Genomic DNA, 21117 nt, shown 5'->3' with positions numbered 1-21117 from the left:
AGCGGCGATCCCGGCGCGAACCGGGATCGCCGCTCACGGGGGGAGGGGAGGGATCAGGCGATGGCACGTCCCGCGTAGTCCGGGACCGGGGCGAGATGCGTCTCGAGCGCGGTGGCGATTTCGGCGGGGAACGGCGTCGCGCGGCCCCCGGAAACGTGCAGGCACAGCAGCTCTTCGGTGGCGACGAGTTCGCCGCCGACCCGCATCTCGTGGCACAGCCGCACTTTTTTCGCGCCGACTGACAACACGGAGGTCGTCACCTCGAGTTCGGCGTCCGCGCCGACTTCGCGCAGGTACCGCACGTGAGCCTCCACTGTGTACAGCGACGCCCCGGTTCTTTCGCGGTAGCCGGGGCCGAGGCCGACGATGTCCATCAGCGCGGTGGTCGCGTCGCCGAAGACGAGCACGTAGTAGGGCTCGGAGAGGTGGCCGTTGTAGTCGATCCACTCCGGACGGACCCGGTCGCGGTACTCAGCCACGACGGGCCTGCCCGACCGCGCGCTGGATCGCGATGACCGCCCGGTCGCGTTCGGCGATCAGGTCGGCGATGGTCCGCCCGTCCGCCTCCTCGTCGCAACCGGCGACCACGGCGTCGCGCAGCTCCTTGGTGAGTTCCGGCGCATCGAGCCGCGTCCACGGCGACTTCAGCGACGGTCCGAAGTGGTCCAGCATGTGCGCCATGCCGCCCTCGCCGCCGGCGAGGTGGAAGGTGAGCATCGGGCCCTGTACCGGCCAACGGAGGCCGGGTCCGTCGGTGATCGCGAGGTCGATCTGCTCGACCGTCGCCTCGCCGTTCGCGACCATGTGCAGGGCTTCGCGCCACAGCGCTTCCTGGAGCCGGTTCGCGATGAAGCCGGGCACCTCGCGGTCCATCGTGATCACGGACTTGCCCACGCGCCGGTAGAACGCGGCGGCCCGCTCGACCGCCCACGGCGCGCTGAGCTTCCCGCCCACGACCTCGACGAGCGGAATCAGGTACGGCGGGTTGAACGGATGCCCGACCACGAGCCGTTCCGGCGTCTTCGCGGCGACCTGCATTTCGGTCATGCCGTAGCCGGAAGTGGACGAGGCGATCACGACGTCGGGCGCGGTCACCGCATCGATGTCGGCGAGCAGTTTCTGCTTGAGGGACAGGTCTTCCGGCGCGCTTTCCTGTACGAAGCCCACGCCGTCGACGGCTTCCGCGAGCGTCGCGGTGACGGTGAGCCGGTCGCGGCTCGCGCCCGGTTTGAGGCCTAGTTCGGTGAGCGCGGGCCAGGCCGCGTCGACGAGCCTTGCCAGCTTTTCCGCGGCGTCCGGTGCGGGGTCCCAGGCCCGGACGTCGAAGCCCTGGGCGAGGAAATGCGCGACCCAGCCGCCGCCGATGACTCCGGCTCCGATGCAGGCGACCGTGTCCACAGTGGATTCGTCAGGCATTGACGCGCTCCTTCAGCCCCAGGATTTCGCGCGCCCGGTCCGGGCTGGCGATGTCCGCGCCGAGCTTCTGCACGATGTCCACCGCGCGCTCCACGAGCTGGCCGTTGGTGGCCTTGACCCCGCGCGCCAGGTAGAGGTTGTCCTCCAGTCCGACGCGGACGTGCCCGCCCAGCAGCACCGACTGCGCGACCCACGGCATCTGGTCGCGTCCGATGGCGAACGACGCCCACTGTGCGCCTTCCGGCAGCAGGTGCACCATCGCCTGCAGCAGCCCGGGATCCGGCGGCGCGCCGTACGGGATGCCCATGCACAGCTGGAACAGCGGCGGCGGGTCGATCAGGCCCTCTTCGACCATTTTCGTGGCGAACCAGAGATTGCCGGTGTCGAAGATCTCCAGTTCGGGCTTCACGCCCAGCTCCTGGATGCGTTTCGCGCCGGTGCGCAGCATGTCCGGAGTGGACACGTACAGCTGGTTGCCCTCGCCGAAGTTCAGCGAACCGCAGTCGAGCGTGCAGATGTCCGGCAGCAGTTCTTCGACGTGCGGGAGCCGGTCGTGCGCGTTGACCAGGTCGGTGCCGTCGACCGGCTTGAGCGGGTCCTCGGCGTCGATGACGAGGTCGCCGCCCATGCCCGCGGTGAGGTTGACGACAACGTCCACACCGGACTCTTTGACCAGCCGGACCGCCTCGCGGTACAGCGCGACGTCCCGCGACGGGGCACCGGTTTCGGGCTCGCGCACGTGGATGTGCACCACGGCCGCGCCGGCGTGGGCGGCTTCGATGGCGCTCTCGGCGATCTGCGCCGGGCTGACCGGAACGTGCGGGCTCCGGCGGGTGGTGTCCCCCGCGCCGGTGAGCGCGCAGGTGACGATGACCTCGTGGTTCATCAGGCTCCTTGGACGATCGAGCGGTCGATGAAGTCGTGCAGGTGCGCGCGCATCGCGCCCACCGTGCTGCCGGGCCGCCCGGTCAGCACCTGGATGCCGAGGCCGTCGATCAGCGCGGTGAGCTGGGCGGTGGCGGCCTCGGGGTCGGCCAGGCGGAACACGCCCTGCTCCTGGCCGGTGCGGATGGTCATGAGAATGGTCTGGTACCAGCGGTCGTAGGAATCGGTGTAGAGCGAACGCAGCCGCGGGTCGAGCGCGACCTCGTTCCAGACCTGCAGCCACACCGACCATTCGGCGCGCAGCAGGCCCTCGGTGGGCAGCTGGAGTTCGACCAGCTTCAGCAGCCGGTCGTGCGCGCCGGGCACCGCGTGCAGCTCGGCGACCTGCCGGTCGAAGGCGAGCTTCACATTGCGCCGCAACGCTTCGTCGAGGACTTCGGTTTTGGTGGGGAAGTGGTAGTGGATGGCCGCGGTGCTGGTGCCGCACGCCTGCGCGATGTCGGCGATGCGCACCCGGTGGTAGCCGCGCTCCGCGATGAGCTGCCACGCGGTCTCGAGGATCCGCCGCCGCGGCTCGGAATGGGCAAGGTCGTCGGGATCGCTCGCGGTCCCCGCCGCGGGGGCCGGGACCGCGGTGACGGTTTTGGCGTCGTCGCTGCCGTTGAGCAGCCAGTTCACCGTGACGCCCGAGTACTCCGCGACGCGGACCAGCTCGTGCGGCGAAAACCGGCGGGTGCCGTTGAGGGCCTTCGAGAGCTTCGTCTGGTCGAGCCCGATGGCGGCGGCGAACTCCCGCTGCGCGCCGGGCATGGACTGGATCAGCTGCCGCACCCGCTCCCTCAGCTGCTCCGTCTCGTCCATGGCCGGAGACGCTAACCCGGTGTTGCGAAAATCGCAACTGTTGTGGGGGTCGGGGTGTAACGGTTTCGGAGAATCGTTGTGTGTCAAGGAGTTGCGATCTTGGTTTGACTGGCGGATCAGTCGGTGCGGTCGGGTGTTCTCGTGCGGTGGGGCACCCCGAAGCCTGATTGTGCTGACGGTCGCCGGGTGCTTGTCAAGGCGGGAAAGATGCCTTGACAAGCACCCGGCGACCGCAGGGCGGCTTCGTATCGGGGTGCGGGGGAGGGGGTGGGTGCCTCGATTGTTGGGCGCATCGGTTGCGGTTGAGCGGCTGTGGTCCGTGAGGGGGTCCCCGCGGACTTCGGGCCGCCGCGCCCAGGTGCTCGGTTCCACTCGCCGGGACGACGGCGTCGTGGCGCGCCGGATGATAGGAATGGCCGGTGACCCAACCGAACTTGATCGACGCCGCCGCGGACGAGGCTGTCACGCTTACCAGCGAGCTGATCCGCATCGACACCACCAATACCGGCGACCCCGAAACCCTCGTGGGCGAGCGGGTCGCGGCCGAGTACGTCGCGGAGAAGCTGACCGACGCCGGGTACGAGATCACGTATGTCGAGTCCGGCGGCAAGGACCGGCACAACGTCGTCGTGCGGCTGCCTGGCGCGGATCCGAGCCGGGGCGCGCTGCTGATCCACGGCCACCTCGACGTCGTCCCCGCCGATCCGGCCGAATGGTCGGTGCACCCGTTCTCGGGCGCGGTCCAGGACGGGTACGTGTGGGGCCGCGGCGCGGTCGACATGAAGGACATGGTCGGCATGACGCTGGCGCTGGCGCGGCACTACAAGATCAACAATATCGTGCCGCCGCGCGATCTGGTGTTCCTGTTCGTCGCCGACGAGGAAGCGGGCGGCAAGTACGGCGCGCAGTGGCTGGTCGAGAACCGGCCGGAGCTGTTCGAGGGCGTCACCGAGGCGATCAGCGAGGTCGGCGGCTTCTCGATCACGTTGAAGGACAACGTCCGCGCGTACGTGATCGAGACGGCCGAGAAGGGCATCCGCTGGATGAAGCTGCGCGTGCGCGGCACGGCGGGCCACGGTTCGATGATCCACCGCGACAACGCGGTCACGAAGCTGTCCGAAGCGGTGGCGAAGCTCGGTCAGCACCAGTTCCCGTTGGTGCTGACCGATTCCGTGCGCGAGTTCCTCGCCGGCGTCACCGAGATCACCGGCTGGGACTTCCCCGAGGACGATCTCGAGGGCGCGGTCGCCAAGCTGGGCAACATCTCCCGGATGATCGGCGCGACCCTGCGCGACACCGCGAACCCGACGATGCTCACCGCGGGCTACAAGTCGAACGTGATCCCGTCGGTGGCCGAGGCGGCGGTCGACTGCCGGATCCTGCCGGGCCGGATCGAGGCCTTCGACCGCGAGCTGGACGAGCTGCTCGGCCCGGACATCGAGAAGGAGTGGATGGAGCTGCCGCCGGTCGAGACGACGTTCGACGGCGCGCTCGTCGACGCGATGACCGCCGCGGTGCTCGCCGAAGACCCGGGCGCCCGCACCCTGCCGTACATGCTCTCCGGCGGCACCGACGCGAAGTCGTTCCAGCAGCTCGGCATCCGCAACTTCGGCTTCGCACCGCTGAAACTGCCCGCCGACCTCGACTTCTCCGGTCTGTTCCACGGTGTGGACGAGCGCGTCCCGGTGGAGGCGCTGAAGTTCGGCGTCCGCGTGCTGGACCGGTTCCTCCGCTCGTCCTGATGCCCGGGTTCCGGCTGGCCGACGGCACGCCCCTGCACCTCGTGCGCAGGGGCGACCCGGCGGCGGCCGTGACCGTCGTGCTGCTGCACGGCTACGCGCTCGACCAGCGCAGCTGGGGCCGGATCGCCCCGGTGCTGCCGGACGCGGTCGAGCATCCGCTCGCGGTGGTCAGCTACGACCACCGCGGGCACGGCGAATCCGGCCGGGCCGCGCGCGGCACCGCGACGATGGGCCAGCTCGCCGACGACCTTGCCGAGGTGATCGAGCGGGCCGTCCCGCACGGCCGCGTCGTGCTCGTCGGCCACGACATGGGCGGGCTCGCCGTCATGTCGCTGACCCAGCGGCATCCCGAGCTGTTCGCCGCACGCGCCGGCGGGCTGGTCCTGCTCTCGACGTCGTCCGGACGGCTGGCCACCGAGGCGTCCGCGGCCTGGCCCAACGCGCTCGGCAAGCTCGCGCAGGACCTGGAAATGGTGCTCGGCGCGAAGCTCTACGGCCTGGTCCGCGAGCACACGAGCCGCGCGGTGAGCGCCGGGCTGCGCTGGTGGCTGTTCGGCGACGATCCCGATCCGGACCTGGTCGAGCTGACCGTGAAGATGATCCGCGGCAACTGGCCGCACACCATCGCGCAGTTCCGGCCCGCACTCGACGCCTATGCGCGCGAGGCCGCGTTGTCGCTGGCCGGCGACCTGCCGGTGACGGCGATCGTCGGGGAGCGGGACCGGATTGTCGCGCCCGCCGACGTCGAGCAGTTCGTGCGCGGGCTGGCCCAGGGGTACGCCGTCGTGCTGCCCGGCGTCGGGCACGTCGTGCCGCTGGAGGCCGCCGCCCAGGTCGTCCCGCGGATCGCCTCGGTGGTGCACGAGGTCTACCGACAAGAAAACCTGTCTTGACAAGCTGAGTGTTCAGACCGCACGATGGGACCCATGTTTCCCGTTGCGGTGATCGAGGACGCGGCCGCGGCCGAGGTGTCGCTGGATCCGGTCCGCGCCCGGCTGCTGGCCGAACTGGCCCAGCCGGCCTCGGCGACCATGCTGGCCGCCCGCGTCGACCTGCCCCGGCAGAAGGTCAACTACCACCTGCGCGCGCTGGAAAAGCACGGGCTCGTGGAGCTGGTGGAAGAGCGGCGCAAGGGCAACGTCACCGAGCGGATGATGCGGGCGACCGCGGCGTCGTACGTGATTTCGCCGTCCGCGCTCGCGGCTGTGCAGCCCGACCCGGCGCAGTCGCCGGACCGGTTGTCGGCGCGGTGGCTGCTGGCCGTCGCCGGACGGCTGGTGCGCGACGTCGGAATCCTGATCACCGGTGCGGCGAAAGCGAAGAAGCGCGTGGCCACCTTCGCGCTCGACGGCGAGGTGCGGTTCGCTTCGGCTGCCGACCGGGCCGCGTTCGCGGAGGAACTGGCGACGGCCGTGACCACGCTGGTGGGGAAATACCACGACGAGAAAGCCGAGAACGGCCGCGTGCACCGCGTGGTGCTGGCGGTGCACCCGAGCGTGCCGATGGGGGAGGAAAACGAGCATGGGTAAGGAATTCCGGGAGGTCGACGTCGCCGAGGTCCCGGTCGAACCGGAGCAGGTCTGGGCCGCGATCGCGACCGGGCCGGGCATCGACTCCTGGTTCATGGGCCGCAACGAGGTCGAAGGCGGGGTCGGCGGCGCGGTGCGCGGAGCGTTCGCGGCCTACGAGCCGACGCACCCGATCACCGCGTGGGACCCGCCGAACCGGCTGGCTTACGGCGGCGAGCCGGAACGGGACGGACGGCGGATCGCCTACGAGTTCCTGGTCGAGGGACGAGACGGCGGCAGTTCGGTGATCCGCTGCGTCACGAGCGGCTTCCTGCCCGGCGACGACTGGGCCGACGAGTTCGAGGCCATGCAGGCGGGCGGCGCGCTGTTCTTCCGCAACCTGGTGGAATTCGTGCAGCACTTCCCGGGCCGGATGGCGAAGCCGGTCACCGCGTTCGGGCCGAACGTCGTCACGGACTGGCCGGCGCTGTGGGCCGCGCTGGCGAAAGAAGTGGGTGTGGAACAGCTGACCGTCGGCGCGAAAGTCCGGCTGGCCGGGTCGGACGGCGCGGTGTACGCGGTCAACGACCAGACCGTCGGGATCCGCACGGACGAGGGGCTTTTCTGCTTCATGCAAGGCTTTCGCGGCCCGCTGGTGGCGACTCACCACCTCGTGGCCCCAGACGTCGACGCGGCGGCGGAAGAAGCCAAGTGGACGGAGTGGATAGCCGCGCTCAGCTGACGGCGCGGCGCAGCCGAAACTCCAGGGGCCCGCGAGCGTTCATCCCGGCGAGAACCGGCATAGCCGCTCACCAGCGGTTGTCAGACCGGTAGCCCCGTCGAATGGTCGGCCGCTGAGCGCTTCCTCCGCAGCCATACCCGCCGCGTCCCGTCGGCGTACAGCCGGACCGTGCGCAGTTCCCAGCCCGCGAACTCCGCGTGGATGGAGAGCTGGATCATCGCCGCGCGCCGGGACACCGCCGGGGGGAGGCGCAGGCGGCGATACTCCCAATCCCCTTCGACCACCGCCTCGTCGACTGTCGTCATGGCTGGATCACCTGGGTCCCTTCTCCGGCGGCCGAGCCGACGAACACGCGGCCGCTCTGGTCGTCGACGCCCACCGTGTCCGGCTGGCGCACGGTCGGGAATCGGTACTTCTCGACGGGCTCTCCGCCGCGGACGTCGTAGCCGACGACCTGGTTGCGGCCGGTCAGGGTGACCCACGCCAGGCTGCGTTTCGCGTCGTAGGCGAGGCCGTACGCGCCGCCCGGCACCGGGTAGCGCTGGCGGAGGATCAGCGGGTTGGTGGAGAACGCCAGCAGCGCGCCCGCGCGCGCGTCGGTGACCAGCACGCGGCCGTAGGAGTCGGCGACCGCGTTGGCCGCGCCGTCGCCCGCGCGCAGGCCTTCGTCCATGGTCCCGGCCTGCACGTCCACGCTGAACACGGCGGTGCGCAGCCGGTCGAGGACCACGATGCCGTTGCCGGTGTCGACCACGTCGTCGGCGCTGTAGAGCTGCCCGGTGATCGTCTTCGCCACCGAACCGCTCGTCAGCACGTCGACGGCCTTGCGGTCGCGGACCGCGACGAGGGTGTCCGGCCCGTCGGCGACCGCGGCGGCCGGTTGCCCGGCGATCTTCTCGGCGGTCAGCTGCCCGCTCGGCAGCGCGACGCGCGCGAGCACGCCCTTGCCCGGGATCCCGGCGAGCGCCTGGCCCGCGGACACGGTGAGCGATTCCGCCGGTCCGGGCAGGGCGACGGTCGTCTTCGGCGCGCCGAGCGAGCCGAGATCGTAAATCCGCAGCTCAGCCGGTTGCTTGAGGGCGACGACGAGGGTGTGGCTCTGCTGGTCGGCCGCGATCGCGGACACCACCGGCATGGGCAGCACCTGCCCGGCCGGAGGCACCGAGCGAGCGGGGGAGACGGCGGGTTGCGCGGCCGTCGGGTTGGCCACGACCTGCAGATTGTCCTTCGGCAGGGCCGAGGACGAACAGGCGGACAGCGCGAGCGCACCGGCCAGCGGGATCGCGATCCGCGACGCGGCGGTGAGCCGACGCACCTTGAAACCTCCAGCAGAACTCCGGCGAGCGGGTCCCTCCAATATCCTCCAGGATCGCCGAGCCGTCACGTCCGTGTCACCGAGCCGACACCTGCGGCTCACCGGGTGCCCCGTTCCGGATAGCCGAAGTCGATGCCGCTCACGTCGTCGAGCGCGCTGCGGATGGCGGGCGGGAGCGTCAAGTCCTCGGCGGCGAGCGACCCGGTGAGCTGGCCGGTGTCGCGCGCGCCGACGACCGGCGCGGCCACTCCGGGCCGGTCCCGGACCCAGGCGAGCGCCACCGCGAGCGGCGACGTGCCGAGGCCTTCGGCGGCGGTCGTGACCGCTTGCACGATCCGCGCGGCCCGCTCGGTGCGGTGGTGTTCGACGTATCCGGCGTACTCGGCGGACGCGCCGCGCGAGTCCGCGGGCGTCCCGGTGCGGTACTTGCCGGTGAGCACGCCGCGGCCGAGCGGCGCCCACGGCAGCACGCCGATCCCGTGATGCGCCGCGGCCGGGACGACTTCGCGTTCGATGCCGCGCTCCAGCAACGAGTATTCGAACTGCCCGGACACGATCGGCACCGTGGCGAGCGAGGCGGCGGTGGCCAGCTGCCAGCCCGCGTAATTCGACACGCCCACGTAGCGGACCTTGCCGCTCGACACGGCGTAATCGAGCGCGGAGAGCGTTTCCTCGATCGGCACGCCGGAATCCCACGCGTGCAGCTGCCACAGGTCGATGTGGTCGGTGCGAAGCCGCTGCAGCGATCCTTCGAGCGCGGACAGCAGCGCACCGCGCGAAGCACCGCCGCCGAAGGGGCCGTCGGTGCGGCGGGCGACAGTCTTGGTGGCCAGCACGATGTCCTCGCGCGGCACCAGGTCGGACAGCAGTTCGCCCAGCATCCGCTCGGCCTCGCCGCCCGCGTAGAGGTCGGCGGTGTCCACGAGCGTGCCGCCCGCGTCGACGAACGCGACCAGCTGGCTGGCCGCCTCGTCCGGATCGGTGTCGCCGCCCCACGTCATGGTGCCGAGGGCCATCCGCGATATCCGCAGTCCCGACCGGCCGAGCTGTCGCTTTTCCACGACCGCCGAGCGTAGTCGGCGGACCCGTCCCGGCCCGATCAAGGTCGCCCCGTGTCGGACCGGCGCCCTCGCGGGAGTCTTCCCGAACCACCCGATAGGTTCGCGACCGTGCGAATCGGACTGCGCCCCGTGCGGGCGGGCGAACCGGCGGGAGCGGCCTGATGGGATGGTTCGAGGCCCTGGTCCTGGGGCTGGTGCAGGGGCTCACGGAGTTCCTGCCGATCTCCTCGAGCGCGCACGTGCGGATCGTCGCGGCGCTGGCGGGCTGGGGCGATCCGGGCGCGGCGTTCACCGCGGTGACCCAGATCGGCACCGAGCTGGCGGTGATCCTCTACTTCGGACCGAAGATCGGCCGGATCCTGCGCGCCTGGTTCTTCTCCCTCTACCGGCCGGACTGGCGGCGCGACCCGGACGCGCGGCTGGGCTGGCTGATCATCGTCGGTTCGCTGCCGATCGTCGTGCTCGGCCTGCTGCTGCAGGACGAGATCGACCGGGCGTTCCGCGACCTGCGGATCACCGCGACGACGCTGATCGTGTTCGGCCTGATCCTGCTGTTCGCCGACCGGACCGCGAAGCAGCAGCGGACGCTGGACCACCTGAACGTGCCGCACGGCCTGGCGTACGGCTTCGCGCAGGCGCTCGCGCTGATCCCGGGCGTCTCGCGTTCCGGCGGCACGACGAGCGCCGGCCTGCTGATGGGCTACACGCGGTCGGAAGCCGCGGAGTACTCGTTCCTGCTCGCGGTGCCCGCGGTGTTCGGCTCGGGGCTGTACAAGCTGACCGACATCGGCAAGAACGGCGAGAACGCGCAGTGGGGGCCGACGATCCTGGCCACGCTGGTCGCCTTCGGCGTCGGCTACCTGGTGATCGCCTGGCTGATGGCCTACATCAAGAAGCGCAGCTTCGTGCCCTTCGTGATCTACCGCGTCGTGCTCGGCGTGGTGCTGTTCGGCCTGGTCTTCGGCGGCGTGCTCGACCCGAACGCGGGACCCGCCGGGGGCTGAACCCGCGGATCACCGGTTAGGGTGGCGTCGTGAGTACGGTCATCTTGCTCCGGCACGGAAAGTCCACGGCCAATGGCTCGGGCGTCCTCGCCGGGCGCACCCCGAAGGTCGGGCTGGACGACACCGGCCGGGCACAGGCCGCCGCCCTGGTCGAGCGCTTCGCCGGGGTGCCGGTCGCCGAGCTGGTGGTGTCGCCGATGCTGCGCTGCAAGCAGACCGTCGCGCCGCTGGCCGCCGCGCAGGGCCTGACGAAGGTCGTCGAACCGCGGCTGTCCGAAGTGGACTACGGCGAGTGGACCGGACGGGAACTGAAGAACCTCGTCAAGGAACCGCTGTGGCGCGTGGTGCAGGCGCATCCGTCGGCGGCGGTCTTTCCCGGCGGGGAGGGGCTGGCCGAGATGCAGGCGCGCGCGGTGGCCGCGATCCGGGCGCACGACGCCCGCGTCACCGCCGAGCACGGCGACCACGCGGTGTGGGTGGTGTGCAGCCACGGCGACGTGATCAAGTCGATCCTGGCCGACGCGCTGGGCCAGCATCTCGACGCCTTCCAGCGGATCGTCGTGGACCCGGCCGCGGTGTCGGTCGTGCGCTACACGGAAACGCGGCCGTTCGTGCTGCGGGTGAACGAGCACGGCGGCGATCTGGCCGCAATCGTGCCGCCCCCGCCGAAGAAGAAGCGCGGCCGCACCAAGGCGTCCAGCGACGCCGTCGTGGGAGGAAGCACGGGCCGCTGACGATCGACAGTCCTTCCGTCGGATGCCGGACCCCGTAGGGTGGGCGGAACCACGCGGAGAACCCTGTGGAGAACCAGGAGCGCAAACCCGAATGATTTCCCCGGACAACCCGTTCGCCGTCCCCAGCGACCTGCCGTACGAGCTGCCGCCGTTCGACCGCATCGCCGACGAGCACTACCGGCCCGCCTTCGAGGCCGGGCTCGCCGAGCACGCCGCCGACGTGGAGCGGATCGCCGCCGACCCCGCCGAGCCGACCTTCGAGAACACGATCGCGGCGCTCGAGCGGGCCGGCGCGCTGCTGACCCGGGTGTCCGGCACGTTCTTCAACATCTCGGGCTCGAACGCGACCGACGAGGTCCAGGAGATCCAGGCGGAGCTGGCCCCGAAGCTGGCCGCGCACGAGGACGCGATCCACCTGAACCCGCGGCTGTTCGCCCGCATCGACGCGCTGTACCGGAAGCGCGCGGAGCTGGGCCTGAACCCCGAGGAGCTGCGGCTGCTGGAGCGCCGGTACACGGACTTCAGCCGTGCGGGAGCCGGGCTGCCCGAAGAGGACCAGGCGAAGCTGCGCGCACTGAACGAGCAGCTTTCGACCCTGCAGACCCGTTTTTCGCAGAACCTGCTGCGGGACACCAATGATCTCGCGGTCGTGCTCGACGACGCTTCGGAACTGGCCGGGCTCGGCGAAAGCGCGATCGCGGCGGCGGCGCAGACGGCGGCCGAGCGTGGTCTCGAAGGCAAGTACGTGCTGACCCTGACGCTGCCCACCGCGCAGGCGGCCCTGGCCTCGCTGGAAAACCGTGCGGTGCGCGAGCGCGTTTTCACCGCGTCGGTGTCGCGCGGCAATCGCGGAAACGCCCACGACAACAACGCGATCGTCGAGGAGATCACGCGGCTGCGTGCCGAGCGGGCCGCACTGCTGGGCTACCCGAACCACGCGGCGTACGTGATCGCGGACGAGACGGCCAAGACGGTCGAGGCCGCCGGCGGGCTGCTGGAGCGGCTCGCGCCGGTGGCGGTCGCGAACGCGCGCACCGAAGCCGCGGAACTCCAGCAGCTGCTGGAAGCGGACGTGCCGGGCGCGACGCTGGAGCCGTGGGACTGGGCGTTCTACGCGTCGAAGGTGGAGCGCGAGCGGTTCCAGCTGGACACCGCGGCGCTGCGGCCGTACTTCGAGCTGGACCGGGTGCTGCACGACGGCGTGTTCACGGCCGCGAACCGGTTGTACGGCTTGACTTTCACCGAACGGCACGACCTGCCGAAGTACCACCCGCAGGTGCGGATCTTCGAGGTCTTCGACGCCGACGGCAGCGGTCTCGGCCTGTTCCTGATGGACTACTACACCCGCGACTCCAAGCGCGGCGGCGCGTGGATGAACAACTTCGTGGACCAGTCGCGGCTGCTCGGGCGGCGCACGGTCGTCGTCAACGTGCTGAACGTGACCAAGCCGCGCGAGGGGGAGCCGACGCTGCTCTCGCTCGACGAGGTGCGCACCGCGTTCCACGAATTCGGGCACGCGCTGCACTCGCTGCTGTCCAGCGTCGAGTTCCCGACGTTCACCGGCACGAACGTGCCGCGCGACTTCGTCGAGTACCCGTCGCAGGTCAACGAGATGTGGATGCTGTGGCCGGAAATCCTGGCCAACTACGCGAAGCACCACGAGACGGGGGAGCCGCTGCCGGCCGGGCAGGTCGAGCTCCTGGAGGCCGCGCAGCAGTACGGCGAAGGCTTCCGCACGACCGAGTACCTCGCGGCGGCTCTGCTCGACCTGGCCTGGCACCGCCTCGGCCCGGACGACCGGGTGGAGGACGTGCAGCGGTTCGAGGCCGAGGCGCTGGAAAAGGCGGGCGTGGCACTGGAAAGCGTCCCGCCGCGCTACCGGACGACGTACTTCAACCACGTCTTCTCCGGCGGCTACAGCGCGGGGTACTACTCCTACATCTGGAGCGAGGTGCTCGACGCGGACACCGTCGAGTGGTTCACCGAGAACGGCGGCCTGAAGCGGGAGAACGGCGACCACTTCCGCTCGACCCTCCTGGGCCGCGGCGGCAGTGTCGACCCGATGGAGGCGTTCGAGGCCTTCCGCGGCCGCGCGCCGGAGATCGAGCCGCTGCTGAAGCGCCGGGGGCTCGCCGGCGCGTAAACCGGGTGTATAACGACCTATACGGCGGGGCTGGGACGAGAAATCCCGGCCCCGCCGTTGGCGTTTCCGCGCGAAAGACCGGACCGAACCGGCTTCGACGCGAACCGGGGCGCCTCGGCGGAGAGCGCCTGACCTGCGCGAAACCGGCTCTTCGTCGGATCGGCTGAATCCGGGGCCGGACTGTCGGTGGATCCGACGAAGCCGCGGAGGGGGTGCATGACCGCACAATGCGGCGTCGCCGAATCAAGGAGGATCCGACGGTGAGCATTGGCAGTTCCGCCCCGGTCGTGCGGCGGACCGAACGGACCACGTTGACGCTGCTGGTCGGCGTCTTCATCATCGACTACATCGACCGCGTCATGATCGCGGTCGCGCTGCCGCTGATCGGCGCGGAGTTCGGGCTGTCCAAGACCACGCAGGGGCTGGTCGTTTCCGCCTTCGCGATCGCCTATCTGGTCGGGCAGATGCCCGGCGGGCTGCTCGCGGACCGCGTGGGCGCGCGGCCGTTGCTGGTCATATCGCTGGCGGCCTGGTCGGTGTTCACCGCGGCGACCGGGTTCGCGCCCGGTCTGGTCGTGCTGCTGGTGCTGCGCGCTGCGTTCGGGTTCGCGCAGGCGTTGTTCCCCGGCGCGGCGTTCAAGGCGCTGGCCGAGCGCACGACGCAGGAGGGCCGCAGCCGCGGTGCCGGGCTCCTGCTGGCGTCCAACTCGGTCGGGGCCGGACTCGGGCCGCTGCTGGTCGCGCCGCTCGTGGTCGCCGCGGGCTGGCGGCATACGTTCTGGATCGTCGCGGTGGCCGGGCTGATCGTCGGGCTGGCGTTGTGGCGGCTGCTGCCCGCGCCGTTGCCGCGCGAGCTGACCGAACCCGAGGCGCGCGTCGCCCCGGTGAAGGTGCCCGTGTCGCAGGTGCTGCGGAACCGGCTGGTGATCCGCTGTGCGGCGATGTTCGCCTGCTTCAACATGCTCGCCTACGGAATGATCACCTGGGTCCCGTCGTACCTGGTCGAGACCAAGGGCCTGTCGCTCGTCGCGGCGGGGATCTCGGCGGCGATCCCGCAGCTGGTCAGCGCGGCGGCGGTGCTGATCGGCGGCTGGCTGATGAGCCGGTACTTCGACCAGCGGCCGCGCTGGCTCGTGGTGCCCGCGCTCGTCGCGGCGGCCGGGGTGCTCGTCGCGATGCTGTTGTCGGATTCGGCGACCGGGTTCACCGTGCTGCAGACCGTCGCGATGTTCATCAGCGGCCTCGCCTCGATCGGCATCGTCGGGCTGCCGCTGCGGGTGCTGCCGCGCGACCTCGTCGGCGCGGGCATGGGCCTGGTCAACACCGGCGGGCAGCTCGCCGGCGTGCTCGCGCCGCTGGTGATGGGCTGGCTCGCCGACCGGTTCGGATTCGCCGCGGCGTTCGGCTTCCTGGCGGTGTCGACGCTGGCCGCGGCCGCGATTTCGCTGACCACGCGGTCGACGAAGCTGTCCCTCGGCGCGCCTGCTCCGGCGAAGGAACAGGTGGGCTGACCCGCCGGGGCTCGGCGGTCCGGCAGCGGACCACCGGGCCCCGGTGGCGCCCGACGATCCGACCCGGCCGTTCGGCCGCATTAGTGGTCTAGACCTTGACGGGTGACTGGTCCAGTCCAATTCTGGGAAGGTTCCGGCCGTGCGCCGCCGCCGCACGGCCCCTTTTCCGGCACTGGAGCCCGCATGCGACGAAGAAGTCACTTGTCACGATTGTCCGCTGTCCTGGCCGCAGCCGCGGCTCCGCTCGGGGTGCTGGTCGCCACCGCGGCGCCCGCGCACGCCGCTACGCCGCTGCCGGACCACGTGTTCGCGCCCTACTTCGAATCCTGGAACGGCCAGAGCCCGGCGGCGATGGCCCAGGAGGCCGGCGTCAAACACCTGACGATGGCGTTCCTGCAGACCGCGTCCTCGGGTTCGTGCACTGTCCTGTGGAACGGCGACGCTGGCCTGCCGGTGTCGGATTCGACGTTCGGCGCCGACTTCCGCACCATCCGCTCGCGCGGCGGGGACGTCATCCCGTCGTTCGGCGGCTACACCGCCGACCACAACGGCACTGAGATCGCCGACAGCTGCACGAACGTCGACCAGATCGCGGCGGCGTACGAATCGCTGATCACCACCTACGACGTGCCGCGCCTGGACATGGACATCGAGGACAACTCGCTGACCAATTCGGCGGGCATCGACCGCCGGAACAAGGCGATCAAGAAAGTCCAGGACTGGGCCGCGGCGAACGGGCGCCAGCTGCAGATCTCCTACACGCTGCCGACCACCACGAGCGGTCTCGCCAGCGGGCTGGACGTGCTGCAGAACGCGGTTTCCAACGGAGCCAAGGTCGACGTGGTCAACTTGATGACCTTCGACTACTACGACAACGCCACCCACGAGATGGCGCAGGACACTGAGACCGCCGCGGCCGGTCTGGTGTCGCAGCTGGCGTCGCTGTATCCGGACAAGACGCAGCAGCAGCTGTGGGGGATGGTCGGCGTTACCGAGATGCCGGGCATCGACGACTTCGGCGCGGCGGAAACGTTCACCACTGCCGACGCGACCACCGTCTACAACTGGGCCGTGTCCAAGGGCATCAACCTGCTGTCGTTCTGGGCGTTGCAGCGCGACAACGGCAGCTGCCCGGGCACCGGCGCGCAGGACACCTGCTCCGGCATCCCGCAGGACAACTGGTACTTCAGCCACACGTTCGCCCCGTTCACCGGCGGAACCCCGGTGCCGGGCAACGACTTCTCGGTGTCGGCGAGCCCGGCCTCGGCTTCGGTCGACCCGGGCGGTTCGGCGACGGCGAAGGTGACCACCGCGGTGACTTCCGGTGCGGCGCAACAGGTTTCGCTTTCGGTGAGCGGTGCACCGGGTGGTGTGACCGCGTCGGTCAGCCCGGCCACGGTCCAGGCAGGGGACAGCGCGAACCTGTCGATCACGACGACGGCGGCGACGCAGCCCGGCGTCTACCCGCTGGCCATCACCGGCACGACACCGGGCGGCGGCAGCCACACTGCCACGTACACGTTGACAGTCAACGGAACCAGCCCGACCGGCAGCGTCGTCAACGGCAACTTCGAAACCGGTGCGCTCAGCCCGTGGAGCTGGGGAACGATCGTGTCCTCGCCGGTGCACTCCGGCAGCCACGCGCTGCAGCTGTCGCCGACGGCGTCGACCACTGGGGAAGCGGCGCAGAACCTGACGCTCGCGCCGAACCACGCGTACACGTTGACGGCGTGGGTGCAGGGCAGCTACGCCTACGCCGGGGTCCGCGGGGGAGCGACGGCCAGTTCGTGGACGCCCAACTCCAGCTGGACCAAGCTCACCGTCCCGTTCACGACCGGCTCGTCCGGCGCGGTGACGGTGTACATCCACGGTTGGTACGGCCAAAGCCCGATCTACGCGGACGACATCTCGGTCAGCTGAATTGAATGGTGTATAACGATCTATACGGCCGGGCATTGGGCAAGGTTTTGTCTAGTGCCCGGCTTGCGTACCGACCAAAAAATGCTCAGGACCGGCCGAGGGTCGAGATCAAGCCGCGGTAGAGCCAGTACATGAGGTCGATGCCGACGAGGCCGACCGAGCGGCTGAACTCCGTTCCGCCGAGGTGGGGGAGGTGCGGCCAGAACTGGGTGGACGGCCGGACGAGGTCGCGGCGTCGGCGGCGGGCGGGGCGAGCATGGAGAGTCCTGCGACAAGGGCGGCGGCCGCGGCAGCGGTCCGGATCTTGTTCATGGCCTTGAGTATTGCCATCTGTCGCGAGTGGATCTGATGACGGATGGCATCTTCTCGCCGGGACGCTCGTCAACACTTGCGGGAGAGGTTTCTCTGGGCGGTTCGCGGTGTGGGACCGGGGCCGAGCAGGACCGGTTCTTCGCTTGCGAGAGCGGCGTCGAGCACGGCTGGCAGTCTGTTCGCGCGCCGGTGGGAGGCGAGGACGTCGAGGTGCCCGTCCAACCCGGCCGGACCGCGTCGGCTTTGTGTCCGGGCACTCCTCGACACAGATGGCGCTCAGACTGGGTCGGACGGCCGCTTTCCCTTTTGCTCCCCGTTCAGCGCACGCTCTGACGCTGCCCCGCGGGCAACGACTTCCGCGACTTTCGCACAGGTTTCGTCCGGGCCCAGGTGTTCGGTGTCCAGCACTGTGCACTGTGGACGGAGCGCGAGGTACACCCCGACGTGGTCGTGGATCCGGTCGAGCACGACCGGGCCGCCCAGTTCGGCCATCGCGTCCGTCGCCGCGTGGTCGCCGCGCGCGGCGAAGCGGGCTTTCGCCTGCGGACGGGGCGCGGTGAGCATGATCTCGACGTACTCGCCGTCTGCCGCGCGGGCTGCCTCCTCGAACTGCTCGGCTTGATCGAGGCGAGTCACCAGTTGTGGCATGACCACGTCGTACCCGGCCCGCAGATGGGTTTCCGCCATGGCGAGCGCGAGCCGGCGCGCGGCGGGCAGCGTGTCCCAGAACGCGGTGCGCCAGCCGCCGATCATCATGACTACCTGGTCGGCGTCGAGATCGAGCACTCCCGGGTGAAGATCGGCATAGCGCCGCGCGACGGTGGATTTCCCGATGCCGGACGGGCCGTTCAGGTGGATCAGCCGGGCCATACGACCGACCCTAGCGGCGGCTCGACCGGGCGCGTCCTGGATTCGCCGCGAGCTGGGCTCATTCCGGGGGAGCAGGTGACCGTGCCGGGCACAGGCCGTCGAGGACGATCCGGAGGTTCCGCCGCCACTGATCGTCGCGCGGGACGAGTCCGATCGTGTGTCCTGGCGGGATCGCGGTGGCGAGCGCGAACGGGACGTCCTGCCAGTCGACGTCAGCGCGCAACACCCCGGCCTCCTGGGCTCGCTGGACCAGCTGGCGCATCGCCCGCCGCAGCCGGGTGATGCGCGGCTCCAGGTCAAGGCGTTCGCCGCGGCCGGAAAGTGCGTCGTGCAGGCCGCAGCTGGAGGCGCGCAACTGGACGTAGGTCTCGGCGAACGCGGCGAATCCCTGCCACGGGTCGGGGGAGTCGAGGGCGTGTGCGGCGCCGTCCGTCATTTCATCGATCGTGTCGGTGAGGATCGCGGCGAGGAGTGCGTCCAGCGAGGGCACCCGCCGATACAGCGTGCCGAGGCCGACGCCCGCGCGGTGCGCAATGTCGCGGGTCGTGACGGCGAGCCCCAGCTCGTCCAGTGCTTCGCGGGTCGCTGCGACCAGTCGCTCGACATTGCGTTGCGCATCGGCACGCGGTCGGTCTTGGGCGAGCAGCGCTGCGACGGAGTCCGGCATTCCCGCAGTCTAAACCAAGCGGGTCACCATGTTCCGCTTCTGATAGCTTGGCAGAACCGGAACATGGTGACCCGCTTAGTGGAGGTGGAGGTTTGACCAAGCCGATCGGCGTCGGAATCCTCGGCGCGAGTCCGGATCGGAGCTGGGCTGGGCGGGCGCACGTTCCCGCGATCGCCGCGTCGCCCGACTTCTCTCTCGTCGGCGTCGCGACCACGCGGTCCAGCACTGCCGAAGCGGCGCGCACCCGATTCGGGGCGCGACACGCCTTCACCGCCGCCCGGAGCCTCGCCGAGCATCCTGATGTCGACCTGGTTGTCGTCACGGTGAAGGTGCCCGCGCACGTCGAGTTGGTGACAGCTGCGCTGGAGGCAGGCAAGCACGTCTACTGCGAGTGGCCGCTGACGACAACCGCGGAGGAGGCCGCCGCGCTGGCTGCGGCGGGGGAGCGGGCTGGGGTCCACACTGCTGTTGGCCTGCAGGCGAGGTTCTCGCCGAGCGTCAGTCGCGCCCGCGCGATGATCTCAGCGGGCGAGATCGGCACCGTGCAGTCCGCGACCGTGTACAGCTCGCGCGGCAAGGGAAACACTCGCGACGTCCCCGGCTGGACGGCCTACACCTACGACCGTCGTGCCGGGGCCGGACTGGTCGAAGTCCTCGGCGGACACACGCTCGATCTGGTGCAGTACCAGCTCGGTCCGATCCGTGAACTGACGGCCCGGACGGCGATCCGGAACGGCTCGCATCGCGTCGCCGAGACGGGAGAGCCGCTCGAAGTCACGGCGCCGGATCACTTCCTGGCCCACGCTGAGCTCGACAGTGGGGCAGTGGTGTCCGTCCATCTGCACGACGGGGACGCGGCGATGCCCCGGACGCGGATCGAGATCGCGGGGACCGCAGGAAATCTTGCGCTGACCTCCGCGCCGGAGACCGATCCGTGGGCGGCGCAACCGCAGATCGGCTGGCTCGATCTCCAGTCGTCCCGTCCCGGCAGTCCGGAGTGGACGGTGGTTCCGGTGAGCGAGGTCAGCGGATTGCCGGTCCAGGCCGCGAATGTGGGCCGGGTTTACGACCTGCTGGCCGCCGACCTCCGAGACGGCACGCACACGGTGCCGGACTTCGGCGTCGCCCGGCGACTACACGAACTACTCTCAATTGTATAACGCCCTATACAGCGGGCGATTGGTAGAACAACCCAGCGCGAGACACTTCCGCCGCCAACCTCAGCCCTGAAAGAACAGCTGAAGACGAACGAAGGCCGCCCCGGAAACCGGGGCGGCCATCGCGGAAAACGAACCTCAGATCAGGCCCAGCTTGCGGACCGCGTCGCGCTCCTCGGCCAGTTCGGCCACGGAGGCGTCGATGCGCTGGCGGGAGAACTCGTCGATCTCCAGGCCCTGCACGATCTCGTACTTGCCATCCTTCGCGGTGACCGGGAAGGAGGAGATGAGGCCCTCCGGGACGCCGTAGGAGCCGTCGGAGACGACGCCGGCCGAGGTCCAGTCGCCCTCGGGGGTGCCGTTGACCCAGGTGTAGACGTGGTCGATCGCGGCCGAGGCGGCGGAGGCGGCCGAGGACAGGCCGCGGGCCTCGATGATCGCGGCACCGCGCTTGGCGACGGTCGGGATGAAGGTGTCGGCGAGCCACGCCTGGTCGTTGATGGTCTCGGCGACGTTCTTGCCGTTGACCTCGGCGTGCTGCACCGACGGGTACTGCGTGGCCGAGTGGTTGCCCCAGATCGCGACCTTCTTCAGGTCGGTCACCGCGACGCCGAGCTTCTTGGCCAGCTGGGCCAGCGCGCGGTTGTGGTCGAGGCGGGTCATCGCGGTGAAGCGCTCGGCGGGCACGTCGGGGGCGTGCGACTGGGCGATCAGGGCGTTGGTGTTGGCCGGGTTGCCCACCACGAGCACCTTGATGTCGTCGGCCGCGCCGGCGTTGATCGCCTCGCCCTGGGGCTTGAAGATGCCGCCGTTGGCCTCGAGCAGGTCGCCGCGCTCCATGCCTTTGCTGCGCGGGCGGGCGCCGACCAGCAGGGCGATGTTCGCGCCGGAGAAGGCCTGCTTCGGGTCGTCGAAGATGTCGATGCCGGCCAGCAGCGGGAACGCGCCGTCGTCCAGCTCCATCGCGGTGCCCTCAGCCGCCTTGACCGCCTGGGGGATCTCCAGGAGCCGCAGCTTCACCGGGGTGTCGGCGCCGAGCAGCTGACCGGACGCGATGCGGAACAGCAGCGCGTAGCCGATCTGGCCGGCCGCACCGGTGACGGTGACGTTGACAGGGGCTTGGGTCATTGCGCTTCTCCAGCTTGAGACGACTTTGGCTAGTACCGAGGATGCTAGCCCTACCGGCGGGCGTCGTCCGGGTGCGTCCAGTCACGGTAGCCAGGATCACGTTCGGGCCCGCTGCCGCGGATCCGCCTTAAGTCGTGGGGC

General features: G+C 70.2%; 20 protein-coding genes. 10 read left to right on the top strand and 10 right to left on the bottom strand.

Annotation, left to right across the window (positions count from 1 at the left end):
• Positions 1 to 53: 53 nt before the first annotated feature.
• The 4 genes from H5411_RS30880 to H5411_RS30865 are packed head-to-tail and all read right to left on the bottom strand — an operon-like array spanning position 54 to position 3162.
• The gene (locus H5411_RS30880; RefSeq protein ID WP_101440135.1) at positions 54 to 479 is read right to left on the bottom strand and encodes a thioesterase family protein; all 426 of its coding nucleotides are present in this window, start codon (positions 477 to 479) and stop codon (positions 54 to 56) included.
• On the bottom strand, positions 472 to 1416 hold the full coding sequence (locus H5411_RS30875; RefSeq protein ID WP_101440134.1) for a 3-hydroxyacyl-CoA dehydrogenase NAD-binding domain-containing protein: 945 nt from the start codon (positions 1414 to 1416) through the stop codon (positions 472 to 474). Before H5411_RS30875 ends, H5411_RS30880 begins: the two co-directional genes overlap by 8 nt.
• Positions 1409 to 2302 (bottom strand): beta-keto acid cleavage family enzyme, encoded by an 894-nt coding sequence (locus H5411_RS30870; RefSeq protein WP_101440133.1) that lies wholly within the window; start codon positions 2300 to 2302, stop codon positions 1409 to 1411. Before H5411_RS30870 ends, H5411_RS30875 begins: the two co-directional genes overlap by 8 nt.
• A complete protein-coding gene (locus H5411_RS30865; protein ID WP_101440132.1) occupies positions 2302 to 3162 on the bottom strand; it encodes a TetR/AcrR family transcriptional regulator in 861 nt (286 codons plus the stop codon). The genes H5411_RS30870 and H5411_RS30865 overlap by 1 nt, the downstream gene beginning before the upstream one ends.
• A 419-nt stretch (positions 3163 to 3581) precedes the next feature.
• Between H5411_RS30865 and H5411_RS30860 the strand changes: the two genes are divergently transcribed.
• Genes H5411_RS30860 through H5411_RS30845 form a run of 4 tightly spaced genes read left to right on the top strand, consistent with a single transcriptional unit; the run spans position 3582 to position 7154 of the window.
• Positions 3582 to 4904, top strand: a complete 1323-nt coding sequence (locus tag H5411_RS30860; RefSeq protein WP_101440131.1) for a M20/M25/M40 family metallo-hydrolase — start codon at positions 3582 to 3584, stop codon at positions 4902 to 4904.
• Complete coding sequence (locus H5411_RS30855; RefSeq protein WP_101440130.1) at positions 4904 to 5797, top strand: alpha/beta fold hydrolase; 894 nt, start codon at positions 4904 to 4906, stop codon at positions 5795 to 5797. Before H5411_RS30860 ends, H5411_RS30855 begins: the two co-directional genes overlap by 1 nt.
• Before the next feature lie 33 nt (positions 5798 to 5830).
• The gene (locus tag H5411_RS30850; RefSeq protein ID WP_101440129.1) at positions 5831 to 6433 is read left to right on the top strand and encodes an ArsR/SmtB family transcription factor; all 603 of its coding nucleotides are present in this window, start codon (positions 5831 to 5833) and stop codon (positions 6431 to 6433) included.
• Positions 6426 to 7154 (top strand): SRPBCC family protein, encoded by a 729-nt coding sequence (locus tag H5411_RS30845; RefSeq protein ID WP_101440128.1) that lies wholly within the window; start codon positions 6426 to 6428, stop codon positions 7152 to 7154. The genes H5411_RS30850 and H5411_RS30845 overlap by 8 nt, the downstream gene beginning before the upstream one ends.
• Positions 7155 to 7234: 80 nt before the next feature.
• Here the strand turns inward: H5411_RS30845 and H5411_RS30840 are convergent, their stop codons facing one another.
• The 3 genes from H5411_RS30840 to H5411_RS30830 all read right to left on the bottom strand — a co-directional run bounded on the left by H5411_RS30840 (position 7235) and on the right by H5411_RS30830 (position 9530).
• A complete protein-coding gene (locus tag H5411_RS30840) occupies positions 7235 to 7459 on the bottom strand; it encodes a DUF5703 family protein (protein WP_101440127.1) in 225 nt (74 codons plus the stop codon).
• Positions 7456 to 8469 (bottom strand): YncE family protein, encoded by a 1014-nt coding sequence (locus tag H5411_RS30835; RefSeq protein WP_183125868.1) that lies wholly within the window; start codon positions 8467 to 8469, stop codon positions 7456 to 7458. Before H5411_RS30835 ends, H5411_RS30840 begins: the two co-directional genes overlap by 4 nt.
• Before the next feature lie 98 nt (positions 8470 to 8567).
• Complete coding sequence (locus tag H5411_RS30830; protein ID WP_167442085.1) at positions 8568 to 9530, bottom strand: aldo/keto reductase; 963 nt, start codon at positions 9528 to 9530, stop codon at positions 8568 to 8570.
• A gap of 161 nt (positions 9531 to 9691) precedes the next feature.
• Here H5411_RS30830 and H5411_RS30825 point away from each other — a divergent pair, with 161 nt between their 5' ends.
• The 5 genes from H5411_RS30825 (at position 9692) to H5411_RS30805 (ending at position 16842) form a co-directional block, all read left to right on the top strand.
• The gene (locus tag H5411_RS30825; protein ID WP_009078682.1) at positions 9692 to 10534 is read left to right on the top strand and encodes an undecaprenyl-diphosphate phosphatase; all 843 of its coding nucleotides are present in this window, start codon (positions 9692 to 9694) and stop codon (positions 10532 to 10534) included.
• Between the two features lie 29 nt (positions 10535 to 10563).
• Positions 10564 to 11268, top strand: coding sequence for a histidine phosphatase family protein (locus tag H5411_RS30820; RefSeq protein WP_183125867.1), 705 nt, complete (start codon positions 10564 to 10566; stop codon positions 11266 to 11268).
• A gap of 91 nt (positions 11269 to 11359) precedes the next feature.
• Positions 11360 to 13411 (top strand): M3 family metallopeptidase, encoded by a 2052-nt coding sequence (locus H5411_RS30815; RefSeq protein ID WP_101440122.1) that lies wholly within the window; start codon positions 11360 to 11362, stop codon positions 13409 to 13411.
• 260 nt (positions 13412 to 13671) lie between these two features.
• The gene (locus H5411_RS30810) at positions 13672 to 14922 is read left to right on the top strand and encodes an MFS transporter (RefSeq protein ID WP_312878655.1); all 1251 of its coding nucleotides are present in this window, start codon (positions 13672 to 13674) and stop codon (positions 14920 to 14922) included.
• A gap of 201 nt (positions 14923 to 15123) precedes the next feature.
• A complete protein-coding gene (locus H5411_RS30805) occupies positions 15124 to 16842 on the top strand; it encodes a glycosyl hydrolase family 18 protein (protein ID WP_246369472.1) in 1719 nt (572 codons plus the stop codon).
• Positions 16843 to 17430: 588 nt separating this feature from the next.
• Here H5411_RS30805 and H5411_RS30800 read toward each other — a convergent pair.
• Together H5411_RS30800 and H5411_RS30795 are read right to left on the bottom strand one after the other, a co-directional pair.
• Positions 17431 to 18024, bottom strand: a complete 594-nt coding sequence (locus H5411_RS30800) for a P-loop nucleotide/nucleoside kinase family protein (protein WP_101440119.1) — start codon at positions 18022 to 18024, stop codon at positions 17431 to 17433.
• 58 nt (positions 18025 to 18082) lie between these two features.
• Positions 18083 to 18691 carry a TetR/AcrR family transcriptional regulator gene (locus tag H5411_RS30795; protein WP_101440118.1) on the bottom strand — a complete coding sequence of 203 codons (609 nt, stop codon included), beginning with the start codon at positions 18689 to 18691 and terminating at the stop codon, positions 18083 to 18085.
• Between the two features lie 92 nt (positions 18692 to 18783).
• Here H5411_RS30795 and H5411_RS30790 point away from each other — a divergent pair, with 92 nt between their 5' ends.
• On the top strand, positions 18784 to 19851 hold the full coding sequence (locus H5411_RS30790) for a Gfo/Idh/MocA family protein (protein ID WP_101440117.1): 1068 nt from the start codon (positions 18784 to 18786) through the stop codon (positions 19849 to 19851).
• A 135-nt stretch (positions 19852 to 19986) separates the two neighbouring features.
• On the opposite strand, the gene H5411_RS30785 is transcribed toward H5411_RS30790, so the two are convergent.
• On the bottom strand, positions 19987 to 20976 hold the full coding sequence (locus tag H5411_RS30785) for a malate dehydrogenase (protein ID WP_101440116.1): 990 nt from the start codon (positions 20974 to 20976) through the stop codon (positions 19987 to 19989).
• Between the last annotated feature and the right edge of the window lie 141 nt (positions 20977 to 21117).

The sequence above is a fragment of the Amycolatopsis echigonensis genome, assembly GCF_014174495.1.
GTDB classification, from domain to species: Bacteria; Actinomycetota; Actinomycetes; order Mycobacteriales; family Pseudonocardiaceae; genus Amycolatopsis; species Amycolatopsis echigonensis.
This window is presented reverse-complemented; position numbering and strand designations above follow the sequence as displayed.